The organism is Rhizosphaericola mali (assembly GCF_004337365.2).
Classification (GTDB): Bacteria; Bacteroidota; Bacteroidia; order Chitinophagales; family Chitinophagaceae; genus Rhizosphaericola; species Rhizosphaericola mali.
On record NZ_CP044016.1, the window covers coordinates 2,347,630 to 2,364,909 of the forward strand.

Annotated in this window: 12 protein-coding genes; 7 read left to right on the plus strand and 5 right to left on the minus strand. The window is 32.1% G+C overall.

From position 1 onward, the window contains the following. The first annotated feature begins 54 nt into the window (after window positions 1-54). The 5 genes from E0W69_RS10315 to E0W69_RS10335 all read left to right on the plus strand — a co-directional run bounded on the left by E0W69_RS10315 (window position 55) and on the right by E0W69_RS10335 (window position 10,908). Window positions 55-561, plus strand: a complete 507-nt coding sequence (locus E0W69_RS10315; protein WP_131329980.1) for a TlpA family protein disulfide reductase — start codon at window positions 55-57, stop codon at window positions 559-561. A 97-nt stretch (window positions 562-658) separates the two neighbouring features. Continuing rightward, the gene (locus tag E0W69_RS10320; RefSeq protein WP_131329981.1) at window positions 659-1,309 is read left to right on the plus strand and encodes a DUF47 domain-containing protein; all 651 of its coding nucleotides are present in this window, start codon (window positions 659-661) and stop codon (window positions 1,307-1,309) included. 41 nt (window positions 1,310-1,350) lie between these two features. Beyond that, the gene (locus tag E0W69_RS10325) at window positions 1,351-2,376 is read left to right on the plus strand and encodes an inorganic phosphate transporter (RefSeq protein ID WP_131329982.1); all 1,026 of its coding nucleotides are present in this window, start codon (window positions 1,351-1,353) and stop codon (window positions 2,374-2,376) included. A 180-nt stretch (window positions 2,377-2,556) separates the two neighbouring features. After that, entirely contained in the window at window positions 2,557-6,294 is a 3,738-nt protein-coding gene (locus E0W69_RS10330) for a PKD domain-containing protein (RefSeq protein ID WP_191967812.1), read from the plus strand. Between the two features lie 189 nt (window positions 6,295-6,483). Further along, complete coding sequence (locus E0W69_RS10335) at window positions 6,484-10,908, plus strand: PKD domain-containing protein (RefSeq protein WP_225321227.1); 4,425 nt, start codon at window positions 6,484-6,486, stop codon at window positions 10,906-10,908. Window positions 10,909-10,936: 28 nt separating this feature from the next. Here E0W69_RS10335 and E0W69_RS10340 read toward each other — a convergent pair whose 3' ends face one another. The 3 genes from E0W69_RS10340 to E0W69_RS10350 are packed head-to-tail and all read right to left on the minus strand — an operon-like array spanning window position 10,937 to window position 13,758. Continuing rightward, on the minus strand, window positions 10,937-12,124 hold the full coding sequence (locus E0W69_RS10340) for a glycosyltransferase family 4 protein (RefSeq protein ID WP_131329985.1): 1,188 nt from the start codon (window positions 12,122-12,124) through the stop codon (window positions 10,937-10,939). Beyond that, window positions 12,124-12,813 (minus strand): NAD-dependent epimerase/dehydratase family protein, encoded by a 690-nt coding sequence (locus E0W69_RS10345; protein ID WP_131329986.1) that lies wholly within the window; start codon window positions 12,811-12,813, stop codon window positions 12,124-12,126. Before E0W69_RS10345 ends, E0W69_RS10340 begins: the two co-directional genes overlap by 1 nt. Window positions 12,814-12,846: 33 nt before the next feature. Further along, the gene (locus E0W69_RS10350; RefSeq protein ID WP_191967814.1) at window positions 12,847-13,758 is read right to left on the minus strand and encodes a glycosyltransferase family 2 protein; all 912 of its coding nucleotides are present in this window, start codon (window positions 13,756-13,758) and stop codon (window positions 12,847-12,849) included. A gap of 121 nt (window positions 13,759-13,879) precedes the next feature. Between E0W69_RS10350 and E0W69_RS10355 the strand changes: the two genes are divergently transcribed. Beyond that, window positions 13,880-14,737, plus strand: a complete 858-nt coding sequence (locus E0W69_RS10355; protein ID WP_131329988.1) for a glycosyltransferase — start codon at window positions 13,880-13,882, stop codon at window positions 14,735-14,737. Here the strand turns inward: E0W69_RS10355 and E0W69_RS10360 are convergent. Next, complete coding sequence (locus E0W69_RS10360; protein WP_131329989.1) at window positions 14,734-15,564, minus strand: OmpA/MotB family protein; 831 nt, start codon at window positions 15,562-15,564, stop codon at window positions 14,734-14,736. The genes E0W69_RS10355 and E0W69_RS10360 overlap by 4 nt on opposite strands. Window positions 15,565-15,713: 149 nt before the next feature. On the opposite strand from E0W69_RS10360, the gene E0W69_RS10365 reads away from it, so the two are divergent. Further along, complete coding sequence (locus E0W69_RS10365) at window positions 15,714-15,968, plus strand: hypothetical protein (protein ID WP_131329990.1); 255 nt, start codon at window positions 15,714-15,716, stop codon at window positions 15,966-15,968. A 57-nt stretch (window positions 15,969-16,025) separates the two neighbouring features. Here the strand turns inward: E0W69_RS10365 and sucC are convergent, their stop codons facing one another. Next, window positions 16,026-17,252, minus strand: coding sequence for an ADP-forming succinate--CoA ligase subunit beta (gene sucC, locus E0W69_RS10370; protein WP_131329991.1), 1,227 nt, complete (start codon window positions 17,250-17,252; stop codon window positions 16,026-16,028). Window positions 17,253-17,280 lie beyond the last annotated feature (28 nt).

The following is a 17,280-nucleotide window of genomic DNA, read 5'->3' on the forward strand; positions in this document are numbered from 1 at the left end:
CCAAAATATATACTTATTTTGCAACAATATCATTCAAATAGATAATTTAACAATATGAAAAAGTTGGTTTTAGCACTTGTTTTAATTTTGTCAGCACAGCTTGGATTTAGTCAAACTTATGATTCTATAGCACCATATAAAAAGGATAAAAATATGCCAACCTTTCAGGTATTATTGACCGATAGTACTTGGTATAGCAATACTACAAACAACCACAATCAACCAACATTGATTATTTATTTCAATCCAGATTGTGATCATTGTCAACACATGGCAGCAAGTTTTGAAAAGGATATGGATGCTTTCAAAAACGTTAATTTATTATGGACAACCTATTTGGCGCCATTGGATGAATTGAAAAATTTTAGTCATTCATATAATTTGGATAAATATCCCAACGTATATTTTGGGAAAGATCCCAATTATGCAATTCCCGCTTTTTTTCGTGTAGAATACACCCCATTCGTTGCTTTATATGATAAAAATAATAAATTGGTTCATACTTGGACCTTAAATGTTAGTGCCGACGAGATCAAATTTTCATTGAAAAATCTAAAATAGACGCTGCGTTTATTTTCCAATATTAACTTTGTATTAATTTTCCTTAACACGATTTTTGCGCAGTTTGCTAGCTTATTTTTGCGCCAAAATAAAATCAATGGGATTAGCTAATACCTTCGGCAAGATGTTTATGCCTAAAAACAAAGTTTTTTATGAATTATTCGAAGATGTTGCCAGTGTAGTAAAAGAAATCGGACAGACTTTAAATTTAATGGTACACGAGTCGGACAAGGACAAAAGAGCCGCAATCTTGGCTAAAATTGAAGACCTCGAGCACAAAAATGATGATAATACCCACAGAATATTTACAGAATTAGGGAGAAATTTCATCACTCCATTCGATAGAGAAGATATTCATTATTTGGCAAGTGCATTGGACGATATCGCTGATTATATCTATGCAACTGGTAAAAAAATTCAAATATATAGCGTAAATCCTAACGATACTGGGATTTCAAAAATGGCAGAATTGATAGAAATTGGCACTTCTGAAATCGTAAAAGCAGTTGCCGGATTACGCGATATGAAAAATCTGCACAAAATGACGGAAGCAATGGTTAAAATCAATAGTATTGAAAACCAAGCTGATGATGTTTATGATCTAAGTATCGAAAAATTATTTGAAACAGAAAACGACATCAAAACTTTAATTAAAAAGAGAGAAATATTTCACAGTATGGAAACAGTAACCGACAAATGCGAAGATGCCGCAAATGTTATTGAATCCATCATCATCAAATATGCTTAACCTCAAAAGGGTTAACCAATCTTTGATTAAAAAAATATTTTATGTTTCCTTTATTAGTTACAATCGTCGTTATCGCATTGATATTTGATTACATCAATGGTTTTCATGACGCAGCCAATTCTATTGCGACCATAGTTTCCACCAAAGTATTATCTCCTTTTCAAGCCGTATTATGGGCCGCATTTTGGAACGCAATTGCTTATTTTATTTTCACAGATCATAAAGTTGCTAATACGATTGCCAATACAATCAAACCTGAATTTATTGATTTACATGTAATCCTAGCGGGATTAATCGCTGCAATTTGTTGGAACTTATTGACTTGGTGGTTTGGAATTCCATCTAGTTCTTCACATACATTAATTGGTGGATTTATCGGGGCGGCATTTGCAAAAGTTGGTTCTTTAAGTGTAATTGTATATTCCAATTTATTTAAAACGGTGTTGTTCATATTTTTATCTCCGTTGATTGGCATGTTTATCGCCTTCTTTTTTAATATATTAGTGGCTTGGATCTGTAGAAAAGCTAATCCTTACAAGGCGGAAAGATGGTTTAAAAGACTACAGTTAATTTCCTCTGCAGCCTTAAGTTTGGGACATGGTGGTAATGATGCACAAAAAGTTATGGGCTTAATAACTGTTGCTATAGCCGTTTACCATAACAACGGAAGTATTCCTCCTGATACCAAAGATCTTTTACATCATATGCCTGAATGGGTTCCTGCAGCATGTTATTGCGCCATCGGTTTAGGAACAATGAGTGGTGGTTGGAAAATTGTAAAAACAATGGGCTCTAGAATTACAAAAGTTACTTCATTAGAAGGTTTTACGGCAGAAACCTCTGCAGCCGCAACTTTAATGATTGCGGAAAGAATGGGGATTCCAGTAAGTACAACACACACAATTACAGGAGCAATTATGGGTGTGGGTGCAACCAAAAGGTTGTCTGCAGTAAGATGGGGTGTAACGCTCAGTCTTGTTTGGGCATGGGTTTTAACAATTCCGGTAAGTGCTGTACTAGCAGCAATCGTTTATTGGATATCAAGAACAATTGCACATTTTGCATAAATATTTTTTCATGAATGCGCTCTAAATATATTAGATATATTTAGAGCGCATTTTTTATGCAATAATTTTCAACCAGCAACGTTTAGCTACAAGTATTTAACTTTTACATAGTTGATTTTATAACCGATGAAACACCTAAGAAACGCAAGTTTTTATATATTTATAATTTTTTTTTTAAGCTTGTGTTCTTTATCTAAGGCACAGAGTCCAACATTTAATATAACAGTAAACAATTCTTTGGTTACGGATGCATGTATAGGCGCAACCGTTCAATTTACGAATACTTCTGCCAATCAAAATCATGTATTTTTTTGGATAATAGATGGATCAAAAATTAAATCCAATACAAATTCGACAATTTACTTATTTAAAACGGCAGGGACATATCCTATACAATTAGTAGATAGTACAGTTAACCTCACCACTTCGACCCCACTCAACATTCATAATCTACCGATTGCATCTTTCAATATTTCAAATAGCGAAATTTGCCAAGGTAGTTCTGTTAACTTCACCAGCACATCAACCGCATCAACAAGTATAATTTCCTATAATTGGAATTTTGGTGACGACGCTCAAATTACCAGTACAGGAGCCACATCATATATCTATAATAAGACAGGATTAAAAAGCACATCTCTTTTTGTAAAAGATGCTAATGGATGTACTAGTCTTTCATCTGCGATAAAAACAATTAAAGTGAATGGCAGTGATGCAATATCATTTACAGCAAATGGAAATACATTTTATTCATGTAACAATACTATAAATATTGTCAATACATCAACAGCTACCAATGCTACTTTTACTTGGGATTTTGGTGATGGAACAACTTCAACTTCTAATTCACCTGGAGATCATACTTATTCAAAAACTGGAGTTTACGATGTGAGTTTGTCTGCTAATATATCAGGAAATGAATCATGCATTCCTAAAATCATCAATAAGGTCTATGTTGGAACACCGACATTAGACATTTCACTACCAAACAGTTTATGTACCAATACGTCTTACAATTTAAGTGCAACAAGTTCTATTACTGGTATTATTTCATCTTCAAGTGATTATAAATGGACATTACCAAGTGGAAGTACCGTAAACGGAGATAGCACAGCAATTTCTTTTGCTCAGTCTGGGACTTATACAATTCAAGTAAAAAATGTGAATGGATGCCAAAGCTCCTCTACAAAAAGTATTACAGTAAAATCTGCACCACAAATATCCTTAGATATAACTCCCAATACAGGAATATGTACGACGACTCCAGTGACATTTTCATTAAATACTAATGATAATATTAGTAAATATAAATTTGACTTTGGAGATAATAAAATCGATAGTATTCATGGATTAAGCCAAACACATACTTATACTACTGGGGGTAGTTACAATTCAATTATTTCAGTCTCTAACAATCAAGGTTGCACGGTATCACAGTCAACAACCATAAACGTATCAAAAGATTGTATTGATAATGGAGCAGGATCCGTATATAACAATGTTTTTGGATTTACAAGTGAATGTGATTCGAAAAATATAGTAACATTTACAAATAAAAATCCCAGCAAGCCATTTAAATCAATCCTAATTGACGGAAAAACCTATGCTTTTACTGGTAATACATTAACAGTAACACTAACTAAAAAAGCCAAAGACGCTACCTATTCCGTGCAAATTATTTTTGCCGATGGAACCTTAGATATTTTAAGAGAAATTCAAATAATGGATGAAACTGCAGCATTTACATTTGTAAACAATGACAATAGTTCTAAATATTGCGCGCAAAACAACTTTACCTTTAACGTTGATACTTCAATCAATCAAATAAATATTTCCAACTACTCTTGGACTGTAACCGACACAAAAACAAATACTGTTATATATCAAAATACAGGAAATAATCTAACTTATTTTTCCACCTTAATTCCAGATGCATCAACATATAAAGTCAGTTTGACTATAGCCGATAAAAGAACTACGCCATGTATATCCACTATATCAAAAACTTTTACTACAACAGGAATCGTAGGTAATTTTAGAGCTATAGGAGATTCTATTTTTTGTACGCCTACAGGAAAAGTTGCTATAAAAAATAATTCAATTTATAACAAAAATATACTTACTTCTATTATCTGGAATTGGGGAGATGGCACTACCAATAAGTTAACGAATTTAAATGATCAAGACACGCTACAGCATACATATAACTATACAGGCAACGCTAGTGTTATCAATTATATAGTTTCTTTACAAATAACAGATACTTCTGGATGTATATCTACAGACACTAGAAATGATATATATAAGTTTTACAATGGTCAAGTAAATTTTAATACCCCTGATACTATTTTATGTAGTTCTAATACTATAGATATACAAAATAACTCCAATATATCAGATTTGCAAACAAACGGTTTCACATGGATAGTGGGCAATACAACGCAAACAAAATCAGATTTTACAAATTTTACTGAAAATGTTAATAATATTATATTCCCGACATCCTACGATGTAACCTTAAATGCCGTTTATGGTTCAAATATTACCTGTTCTTCACAACTCGTAAAAAACAATTATATTAGATTTCAACAGCCCATTGCAAAATTTAATATCATTAATGAAAGTGCAATTTATACTTGTCCACCTTATACTTTGCAATTACAAAATGAGTCTTCTGGATATCAAGATCTAACGTGGACATTTAATGATACCACTACAAATACAAGTACTTTGGATACTTTATTATATTCAGTAAGTACACCTAATGATTACAAAATTTATTTACATCTGAATGGTTATGATGGTTGTAGCGATTCCACGATATTTACATTTAGTGCAATTGGTCCAAGAGGAACCCTCGAAAGTAGTACATATAGAAACTGTATGCCATTAAACACGACACTTACGTTAAACAGTTCAAATTCCATTGTAAATTATTTATGGAATATGAATGATGGAAATTCCTTCAATCAAGCGTCACCTAATACAATAAATTATACCTATAAAAATGGCGGTAATTATAATCCTACCGTTACGATTCTTGGCAGACCAGAAGATGGTAGTTGTACGAATACGATTTCTTTGGATTCTAGCATTTACGTTGATAAAAAAATAGGATTAGCTTATCAACCAGACTATACTTTTTGTCTAGGAGATACATCTAAAGCTCAAGGTTTAAAATTAGAGGTTACTTACGAAGCTCCCACTATATTAACTTGGTCATCAAATCCAATCAATACAGACTCTTCATTTATCTTTAATAGAGATTCTATTATCTACATCAAGCCATTAATTTCAACATTTTATAATATAAATGCGAAAAGTCTGAATACTTGTCCAGATGAAAGTGGAACAATTACCGTAATAACTAGAGAATCTCCAATTATTTCATTTCCTTCCAAAACAATCACAGTATCAGCTGGGGAATATTTTTATTTAAATCCTAACATCGTCGACATTTATAATAATTCAAAATACTTATGGACTCCTAATTTTAGATTAAGTAATCCCTATTTAGCCAATCCCCAAGTAATCAGTGATATTGATACAACATACACTTTAACGCTACAAAATGAATATGGATGTAGTACAACAAATTCAATTCACATAAAAGTTCTTTGTGCTTCCTCAAAATTATTTATGGCAAATGCTTTTACACCAAATGGAGATGGAAAAAATGATAGATTCTATGTAAGTGGATATGGAATTTCTAATGTAAAACACTTCGTTATATTCGATCGTTGGGGCAAAAAAGTCTTTGAAAGAAATAATATTGCATCAAATGACTTCTATCAAGGATGGGATGGAACTGTAAATGGAAAGCCTGCTGAACCAGGAACATATATGTATTTTGTAGATTTAACTTGTACAGAAGGGACCAATTACAATTTAAAGGGAAGTGTTGTACTTATTAGATAGATAAATACAAAAAATATTAAAACAATAATTAATCAAAACATACGTTGAAAATAAGTTAACCGCAAGATACAATTAGGACTTTTAATTTTTCATTGCATGACCTATTTAAAACACAGATTACAACTAATCTGCTTTTTTATTTTTTTGTCCATATTTATAAAATTAGGGGCTCAATCTTTGTCATTTTCAATGACCTCTTCCGGGCAGGATATCACATCCTCATGTGTAGGAAATGCAATTACATTTAGTAATACGTCTGGAAGAAATGGAGATAATTTAACTTGGTCGTATAATAATAATACAGTTAATGGAAACTCATTCCTCTACTCATTTACGAATCAAGGAACCTATACAATCACATTAAAAGATAATTCTAACAATGAAAGTGTAAGCAAGGTAATTACTATTTATAGTAATCCAACAACTACAATTTCTGTTTCTCAAAGCAATATTTGTACAGGTAATTCCGTAACCTTTTCCGCTAATGCAACAACTACAAGTTCTATAAAAAATTACATTTGGAGTTTTGGAGATGGTTCTTCCGTTACTCAGAATAATACAGCAAACCATAGCTATAACCAAGCTGGAAACTACAATGCATATCTATACGTAGAAGATATTAATGGATGTAGAAGTCCTGCTTCTAGCACAAAAACAGTATCAGTTATAGGATCACTTAATGTCGGGTTTACAGCAAATGGAACTGATTATTTTAGTTGTAGTAATCAAATCGACTTTGAAAATACAACATTGGAAAATGGAACATTAGGCATTGTTTATACATGGGATTTCGGAGATGGAACAAGTTCCACTGAAAAAAATCCAGGTAATCACACTTATGCTACAGCAGGAAAATATACTGTTAAAATATTAGCAAATATACCAGGAAATAATAGTTGTACGCCAGGATTCACAAAAGATATTTATGTAGGAAAGCCTAGTATTCAAATTGTTTTAAGCAATACTAGTATATGTGCTAACACATCTACCTCTATCAAAGCAAATATTACTCCTAGTAGTTTTTTTTCAAAGAATCAAGATATTATCTGGCAATCAAACAATGCAAGTTTTAATAAAGATTCTACGGCAATAAACTTTACTAATGCAGGCTCATATACCCTCTCCGCAACAAATCAAAACGGGTGTAAGTCAACAACTACAACAACAATCAATGTAAATGCCTCTCCTTCAGCAACGATCAATATAACTCCAAGTTATGGCATTTGCACGGAAACAAATATAAAATACGGGATTACAAACACATCAACCTCCACATCCAATTTGTCATATAGTTGGGATTTTGGGGATGGTACTATAAGTACCAATGAAACATTGGAGCATAAATACGATACAGCGGGTAGTTATATAACAACATTAAAACTATCAAATAGCAATGGATGCACATCTAATTTTACACAGGTAATTACAGTAACAAATAAATGTATTGATAATGGTCTTGGATCAACATACAATCCTTCATTCGGTTTTGCAAGTATTAGTTGCGATAATAAAAACATCTTAAAATTCTATAATAAAGATTCTCTATTAAAAGTTTCTTCTTGGATAATTGACAATGTAACTTATCCAAGTCAAGGTGATACTACAGTTATAAAATTACCTACTAAATCCACAGAAGATACCTATAATGTACAAGTGAAATATACGAATGGTACCTTCGACAAAGTTAGAGAAATTACAATAATTGACGAAGTAGCAAATTTTACTTATTCCAATTCTGATAATACAAATAATCTTTTATGTGCCTTTAACAATATAACATTCGATGCATCTGCTTTTGTAAATACGTCAAATCTTAATGGACAATATGCCTGGGAAATTAAAGATGTAAATGGCAAAACAGTAGAGCAATCGACAACAAGTTCTCCAACTTTTTCAAACTATATTTTTGATTCTACTGGGAATTATACAATATCATTATTGATATCTGACATTAGAACTCCAGCATGTACTAGCAGTATTAGTAAAATAATTTCTATAAAAGGCTCCATAATGGATTTCGAGGCAACTAAGACTACTTTTTGTAATACCCATTTCGGAAATGTGACTTATTTAAACTTAACGAGAGCGACGGAAATGAAAAACATTAAATATACTTGGTCTTTTGGTGATGGAGAAAGTAGAAACACGGCTTCGAATGAAACATCAATTTTAAAAACGTATAATAGTCCAAATACTAACTTTAGTTATAGCGTACAATTAACAGCATCTGATATGGACGGTTGTAGTTCATATTTATACAAACCTTACTATTTAAATATCAACAATCCTTATGCTTCTTTTTCCACATCTGATACCATTCTCTGCTCGTCTAAAAAAATAATAATTCAAAATAATTCTGATGCATCCACTCCATCCACTTATTTATGGACAGTTGGAAAATATTCTAAAACCTACCAAAATCGCTCAGATTTAAATATTAATGTAAATATTGACTCATTTCCACAAACATTCGATGTAAACTTAAAAGTTACGGATGCAGTAGGTTGTACAAAAGACACAACTATAAAAAACTATATAAAATTCCAAAAACCGAAAGCTAGTTTCACGATTGTAAATAGTGACCTTATTTCAACTTGTCCGCCTTATACGCTACAACTAAAAAACACATCTACCAGTTCTGATTCAACAGGGGTTTGGAGATTTAGTGATGGGACTTCTGATCTTGGTGACACATCTATATATTATTCTGTATTACATCCTGGATATAATACCATTAATTTAATCAACTATGGATATGATGGCTGTATAGATTCCACTAGTCAAACAATAAAAGTGAAAGGCCCGATTGCTAAACTTAGAGCAACAGACACAATTGGTTGCTTGCCTTTAAAAACAAATTTCCAAGTTGCGACATCAGACTCCATAGTGAGCTATCAATGGGCATTGGGGGATGGTACAAATTTCAATTCTTCAAGTATAAAATCATATAGTTATAATTATACAAATAGAGGTAACTATTGGCCAACAGTCCTTGTTATAGGTGGCCCTGAGGAAGGAGGATGTACGGACTTATTAACGTTAAACGATTCTATAATTGCCAATACACAATATCCCAAAATTGATATTGTCAACAAAGAGGTTATTTGTACCTTGGATACTGCTACTTTTATAAATGTAAAAGATACTTTGGGTTTTCAAGTGAAAAAATATACATGGCATTGGAATGATGGTTCTCAAGATCAGATTACGGACATCGACTCTATAAAGCATGTTTTTTATGGAAAAAATCAAACTTATCCCATCTATTTGACAGCAGAGACGGAGTATTGTACGGTTAGTTCAGATACATTAAATGTCGCTTATCATCTAAAACCGGTCGTCAATTTTGAGAGCCCGAACGAACTTTGTAAAAATGATAGTTTGCACTTATTATCATCAGTTACAAATACAGAAAATTCAGACAATAATTTCAAATGGTATATGGGAGATTCGCTCATCTACACGGGAAAAGATTCAACTTATTCAAATCTACTACCCTATTTAAATTTTAACAATTTAAAATTAATCGTCCAAACAGAATCTGGATGCTCCGATTCTATTATTAAACCAATAAACCTTTTAGATCTCCCTTCTTTAACTTTTAAAACATTACAAAAATTTTGTACCGGAGATTCTATTTCAATAAATACGACAAGTGATGCTACTAGTTTTAAATGGACGCCAACTCTTTATATAACAAATGATTCCGTCCAGAGTCCTATTATTTTTCCAGACAGTACGAAAACATTTTATGTAAATTTAGTGGGAGCTAATAGTTGTAAAAATACAGACAGTATACTTGTTCCCGTTGATCAAAAGGTAGGTCTAACATTTATCGATAATTACAACTATTGTATATCCGATAGTTCTAATCTAAGCTTAAATGCAAATGCAATAAATACCAATCAATTTTTATGGTCAAGTATACCCAGTACAGGGTACATGTCAAGCGATAGTGGATCGTCTATTAATGTAAAGCCAATAACTACAACAACTTACAAGGTAGTTGCTATTAGTCAAAATACCTGCCCTGACGAATATGGTAATATTTTGGTAAATGCCTACCAAAGGCCAGAAATCAGTTTTGCTTCCAAAATTATATCCATTGGAGCTGGTGAATACTTTTATTTAAATCCTCAAATCAACCATAATAATAGCACGCTATATCACTATCAATGGTTACCAACCACTGGGCTAGACAATCCATATAGTGAAAATCCTAAAGCTATAAGTGATCAGGACATTACTTATACCTTAAATATCTCGAGTAACTTTGGATGTGCAGCCAGTGACTCCATAACTGTTAAAGTTTTATGTTCCTCATCCAAACTATTTATGGCAAATGCATTTACGCCTAATGGAGATGGAAAAAATGATCGTTTCTACGTCACCGGCTACGGTATTAAGTCTGTGGAGCACTTTATCATTGTTGATAGATGGGGTAAAAAGATGTTTGAAAGAAATAATATTATGTCCAATGATTTTTCTCAAGGATGGGATGGGACGACAAATGGAAAGCAGGTTGAGCCAGGGACTTACATGTATTTTGCCGATATCATTTGTACCGAAGGTCAGAAATATCAATTAAAAGGTAGTGTAACTTTAATTAGATAAAACGTAGAGGGCAGATAATTATACTCCTTTAATTTTTACTATTTAAAATTAAATTTCTATAATGTTGACAAAAAACATCGCGACCAAATTTTTCCTTGGCAATCTCTTGATTTCTTTTTCCTAAGGATTTTTTTAATGCCGGTTGATCAATTAATAATCTAATATTTTTCATTCCTTCCTCAACGATCTCCTTTTCATCTTTGGAAAAAATCAATAATCCATTTTCTTTATGGTGAATATAATCTGGAATCCCATTAACGGCAGTTGAGAGTACAACTTTATTTCTAGCCATCATCGTCATGACAACTAAAGGCAATCCTTCGTATGCAGAAGTTAAAATAAGTACATCAGATTGATCATAAATCTGATCCATCTTATTTTGATCAGAAATATTTCCATAAAATGTGCAAAAGAAATATTCTTTAATATCAAATACATTTTCAACATCGCCCACAAACGAAAAATGTACTTTATCTCCAGCATCATACATTTTCTTAGCAATTTCTGCTATTAGATAAACACGCTTTTGAGGCGCTCCACGTCCTACAAATACCACTTCAAGTATTTCATTTTCACTTTCTTTATAGGCTGGAATATCTATCGCATTATCCCAAAATATTACTTTTTCAAAGTATTTTTTTGGTAAATTATTCTCTTGATATTGCGTTTCGATTTTTTCTTGTAGCTCTTTTGTACTTACTACTCGATGATCGATCTTATCCACCCAGCCGATACTATATGGCAACCAAGTATTCAGATGACAAAGTTCGATTCTCCTTGTGGAAGATTTGACATGTGCCAACATTTTGTAAAAAAATAAACATTCTCCACCAAAAATCATTGGATCTTCGGATTTATTAATCCATGTTGAAATCACTCCACGGAAAAAGAAATTGACAAAATGAATAATCTTATGATCGATATATTTACTTAAATCAATAATTCTGGTATTTTCAACGGATGCAAAGCGTTCTAAAAATTGATTATTCTTGGGAATCTTAGAGAAAATCACCAATTTATTTTTATCCTTTAAGCATTCTAAAATATCTACATTCACTCTGGGAGCACCACCTATATCTCCATTAGGAACGAAGAAAAATAAATCGTATTTTTTATCTAATTTATAGATACTTCCTACAATTTTTCCCAAAAGCACAAAGGGTGACATTGCAATAGTTTCCCAAAAGAATTTTCTTTTTGCTCCTTTATAAGTCATTACGATCGATAGTATTTTTTTAATACGTTTTGCAAATAATTATTTGTAAAAATAGTATTTAAAAATGGAATATAATTTTCCATATTCAGCATGGGAATATTGGGCTGACTTGGTTTATCTACATAGTTATAGTTTCCATTTTTATTCACCAAAACCTCGATAGCGTCAACTATAATTTCTATTTTATAGTTATGCAAATTGGCAATATCTAAAATTCGATTTTCCTTTTTGGAATCTACAAGTATAGTTTGAATAATAGCGAAAGCGTCTACAATATCAATAATATTGCGCTCCGCGCCTTTCCAAACTGTAAAGTGTTGATAATTTTTAATACGTAAATAAAGATAATTAAGTATCGTATTTTGATTCTCCGTTTTGCCGATAAGATTGGAAATCCGGAAAATATTCCATTTACTACTGTGATCTTGAATTAGTTTTTCCAAAGCCAATTTATGCAAAACATAAGGAGTTGTTTTCATCTCCTCGTCGTAAATACTGCATGTACTGAAATAGATTAAATGCTTATCAGGATAATTATGAATAATTTCTAATAGTAATTTTTTCTCTCTTTCAAATGGTTCGGGATTTCTTTCTGAAGAATTGGAAACACCAGATGCAAATACGACAAAATCATTATTATTTTTATATATTTCAAAAGCTTTCGCTACCAATCCATTACCAATAACCATCCTAAAAATTTGCTCAAAAGTATTGTAAATTAATTATTTCCAATTCCTTTCGAGCTTTTTTCTCTTTACAAGTTGATTGTAATTCCAAGTCATCCATAATTTAGAAAAAAGACCATTTTTCAAAATTGATACGGGGATTTTACTTTGCGCATTTATCATCCTTCGAATAATCTCCGGCCATTTATCGGAATCAACATAGGATGAAGTATCCTTAAAACCTCTAACTCCTAAATTGCGTAGCAATCTCCACCAACTATCAAATACAATGATATTTCGAAAAGACGCCAAACCATACTTTTCCAAAATAATCATGGCCTCGGGCAATTCCACTTGCTTTTGATATTTTACTTCTTGCGTTATTTGAATGTCACTCATCCCAATATTTACCAAAATTTCATCTAAATAGACAAATCGAGTTTGTCGTAAAATTCGAATATAATAATCTAAATCTACGCGCCAACGCAAGCGTTCATCATATACATCCGACAGACTTCTATGAACCATCGTCACACTCGGAGGACCAATTACATTCGAACTCATCAATATCAAGGGTTCTTGTTCTAATTGCTTTTTCCATAGAGCAGAAAGTCGTTTTGAACTATCTAAAGCACCAGTATTTAATTGAATATTTTGATAAGCGGAAAAAATGAATTTAGCATTGGATAGTTTAGCGGCATTAGCAAATTTTTCCAAACTGTCACTTTCTGTGAACCAATCATCGTCATGCATAATTTTTAACCACTCTCCTCTACACATTTTTATTGCAAAATTCCAGTTTGCTGGCATTCCTTTAGCAGGACGATTATGGCAATAATGAATAGATTTTAATTTATCCCTATATCTATCTACTAAATTAGCAACATCCAGATTGGGACTATCATCAGAAATAATAACCTCAAAATCCTTCCATGTTTGTAACACAATGGAATCCAATAACTTTTGCAAATAAAACTCATTTTTATAAGCAGGTATATAAATGGAAATAAATGGCGACATTGTATTGGAAAAATTGAATTACGTTACTATTTTCTATATTGCAGCAAAGTAAAGATTCTATTTTAATAAAATGAAGGAAAAATTAGCCGCGTCCGTTATCTTGTACAATCCTCCATCATCGACTTGGAAAAATATCGAAACATATCTTCCATTTGTAGAGAAATTGTACGTTTTAGACAATTCGCTACAAAGCAATGAACAAGAATTGATTGCTGCTATTTCAGATAAAAATAAAATAGAATATATCTCCAAAAATGAAAATCTTGGAATTTCCGTTCAATTAAATATTGCTTGCAAGAAAGCGATTGCCGATGGTTATGAGTGGTTATTGACGATGGATCAGGATTCTTATTTTGATCTAGAGAAAATGGAAGAATATATAAACTGTATTATATCATTTCCTCATTATGAGGAAACAGCTATTTTCGGATTTGTCCAAACAAAAGAGCCGCAAGCGATTGGTTGTGCTTTTGATTATACTTTAAATCTAATCACATCTGGAAGTATTGTAAATCTGACAGCTTATAAAGAAACGCATGGCTTTGACGAGCAATTATTTATTGATGCCGTTGATCAGGATTTTTGCTATCAGTGTGTGCAATTGGGTTATAAATTAGTCAAATTTAAAAATATCGTTTTTCACCATTCGCTTGGAGAAGTAAAAAACTTTAGATCTTTTAAATCTGGAAAAATGACAACGCGCAGTTTACACAGTCCCATTCGTCTTTACTACATGATTAGAAATTTCAAATACATGCAAAAAAAATATCCCGAACAAGAATTTGCACAGGATATTTTAGCCACGAAAAAAGATATTTATATTCGAATTAAAAATAATTTACTATATGGAAATCAGCGTTTGCAGGTTTTGAAGAGCATTCAAAAAGCATTTGCAGACTTCCGAAATAATAAAATGGGTAAGGCTTAATTACCTTCGATTAATTTATATAACTCATCCAATTTTGGAGATAATATAATTTCTGTTCTTCTATTTTTCGCTCTTCCTTCTGGAGTTGTATTAGTATCTACAGGATCGTAAGAACTATGACCAGACGCCACTACACTTTCGGGTTTTACTTTATAATCATTGACCAAAATACGAACAATTGAAGTTGCTCTTGCGGTACTTAAAGCCCAGTTATCTTGGAATTTACCACCACGAATAGGAATAGAATCTGTATGCCCCTCAATATCAACAGAGATATCTTGATTTTGATTTAATACGTCTGCTAACTTTGCTAACGCTAATTTACCTTTCTCATTTACAGTGGCACTATTGGAAGGAAATAATAGATTTTCTTGCAAACTGACATATACTTTTCCATTCTTTTGAGAAATAGTCAATTCTTTAGAACTAAAACCATTCAAAGCATCTACCATTTTTTGCCTTAAAGCATTTGCTTTTTCTTTTTGAGCATCTAGTAAAGCTTGTAATTGCTGTGTCTTAGCAATTTGACTTTGTAAGTTCCTACGATTTTCATCTAATTGTTTTTGATTTGAATTAGCATCATGCGCAAGATTATCATTTTCTTTATTCAATTTTTCAATTTGCGCATTTAGATCACTGATTTTTTGATTCAATTGATCAATTTCATTGCCTTGTTCTGCCACTTTGTTGGCCAATCGAGCACTATCATTTTGTAAATATCTATATGCAATCTGGCTATCCAACAATTTCTTTTTTGACACACAACTTGTCAAAGAAATCAAACCAGCACTAATGATTGCTATCGAATACAGATTACTACCTTTCATAAATATTTTTAATATTATTGCTGCTAAATTAACTGTTTTACAATAAAAATAAGTTTAAGAAATCCTAAATCCTTAATATATATTTTCCTATAATTTGTATTAATTTTAATCTTTATAAAATTTGAATAGTCTAAATTAAAAATTAAATTATGAAAAAAATCCTTTCAGCGTTGATGGCTCTGGTTTTATTTACCTCTGTTACCTTTGCACAATCAGCGACCAAGACAGCAGCAAAAGCTAAAACAAAAGTTACTGCAGCTGCAGACACCGCAAAACATTACAAAAAAGATGGCACTTTGGACAAAAGATTTAATAGTTCCAAAGCAAGTCCTACAACTACAGCAAAGCATTTAAAAAAAGACGGAACATTGGATAAAAGATTTAAAGAAAACAAATCCAAATAAAAAAATCCCCCATTTTTTAAAAAATGGGGGATTTTTATGTCTATTAGCAAATATCTTCTATAAAGCAAATACTGGAGATAAAGCATTTTTTATTTGTTCAGCAGCTTCACTTAATTTGATTGCAGAGATAACTTTTAGTCCACTGTTATCAATCATTATTTTTGCTTCTTCCGCATTAGTTCCTTGTAACCTTACAATAATCGGGATATTTATGTTTCCAATTTTTTTAAATGCTTCGATCACTCCCTCTGCCACTCTATCACATCTAACAATACCACCGAATATATTAATCAAAATTGCTTTCACATTTGGATCTTTTAGAATAATGTGAAAACCAGCTTCCACAGTTTGTGCATTGGCAGTTCCACCCACATCCAAAAAATTTGCTGGTTCGCCACCGCTTAATTTGATCATATCCATTGTCGCCATAGCCAAACCTGCACCATTGACCATACAACCTACGTTTCCATCCAATTTTACAAAATTCAAATTGTATTTTCCAGCTTCGACTTCCGTAGGATCTTCCTCTCGAATATCTCTCAAAATTTGTAATTCTGGATGACGATATAAGGCATTATCATCAATATTCACTTTGGCATCAACAGCGATAATTTTATCATCACTTGTTTTGAACATAGGATTAATCTCGATTAATGCCGCATCCATACCTAAATAGGCATTATATAAATTCGTTACAAATTTTACGGCATTTTTGTATGCATCGCCTGATAATCCCAAATTGAATGCTATCCTTCTAGCTTGAAAAGGCTCTAAAGTTCCGAATGGCATAACCCACTCTTTAAACAATTTTTCTGGAGTATCATGAGCTACATCTTCAATATTCATCCCTCCTTCTGTACTATATATAATTACATTTTTTCCTTTTTCTCTATCAAATAAAACAGAAATGTAAAATTCCTTCACTGGATTAGGACCAGGATAATAAACGTCCTGAGCTACAAACACAGAATTAACTAATTTTCCTTCAGGGCCCGTTTGAATGGTAACTAAAGTACCACCTAGAATATTATCTGCAATATTTTTTACTTCATTTTTATTTTTTGCAACGGCAACACCACGTTGATCCTTTCCTATAATGGTTCCTTTACCACGTCCTCCTGCATGTATTTGCGCTTTTAATACAGCAAAATTACTTGAAAATTCTTGTTTAATTCTTTCGTATGCATCTTCCGCATCAATGGAAGTCGATACATTTATTCCTTTTTGTGTAGGCACGGAGTATTTTTCCAATAAAGCTTTCGCTTGGTATTCATGTAAATTCATATCGCTATATCGTAATTAAAAATTGATT

Excerpts from the sequence above, each read along its gene's own strand:
- E0W69_RS10365 (WP_131329990.1), top strand. The coding sequence starts at position 15,714 with ATGAAAAAAATCCTTTCAGCGTTGATGGCTCTGGTTTTATTTACCTCT.
- E0W69_RS10360 (WP_131329989.1), bottom strand. The coding sequence starts at position 15,564 with ATGAAAGGTAGTAATCTGTATTCGATAGCAATCATTAGTGCTGGTTTG.
- E0W69_RS10325 (WP_131329982.1), top strand. The coding sequence starts at position 1,351 with ATGTTTCCTTTATTAGTTACAATCGTCGTTATCGCATTGATATTTGAT.
- sucC (WP_131329991.1), bottom strand. The coding sequence starts at position 17,252 with ATGAATTTACATGAATACCAAGCGAAAGCTTTATTGGAAAAATACTCC.
- E0W69_RS10345 (WP_131329986.1), bottom strand. The coding sequence starts at position 12,813 with ATGGTTATTGGTAATGGATTGGTAGCGAAAGCTTTTGAAATATATAAA.
- E0W69_RS10355 (WP_131329988.1), top strand. The coding sequence starts at position 13,880 with ATGAAGGAAAAATTAGCCGCGTCCGTTATCTTGTACAATCCTCCATCA.
- E0W69_RS10320 (WP_131329981.1), top strand. The coding sequence starts at position 659 with ATGGGATTAGCTAATACCTTCGGCAAGATGTTTATGCCTAAAAACAAA.
- E0W69_RS10315 (WP_131329980.1), top strand. The coding sequence starts at position 55 with ATGAAAAAGTTGGTTTTAGCACTTGTTTTAATTTTGTCAGCACAGCTT.
- E0W69_RS10340 (WP_131329985.1), bottom strand. The coding sequence starts at position 12,124 with ATGACTTATAAAGGAGCAAAAAGAAAATTCTTTTGGGAAACTATTGCA.
- E0W69_RS10335 (WP_225321227.1), top strand. The coding sequence starts at position 6,484 with ATGACCTCTTCCGGGCAGGATATCACATCCTCATGTGTAGGAAATGCA.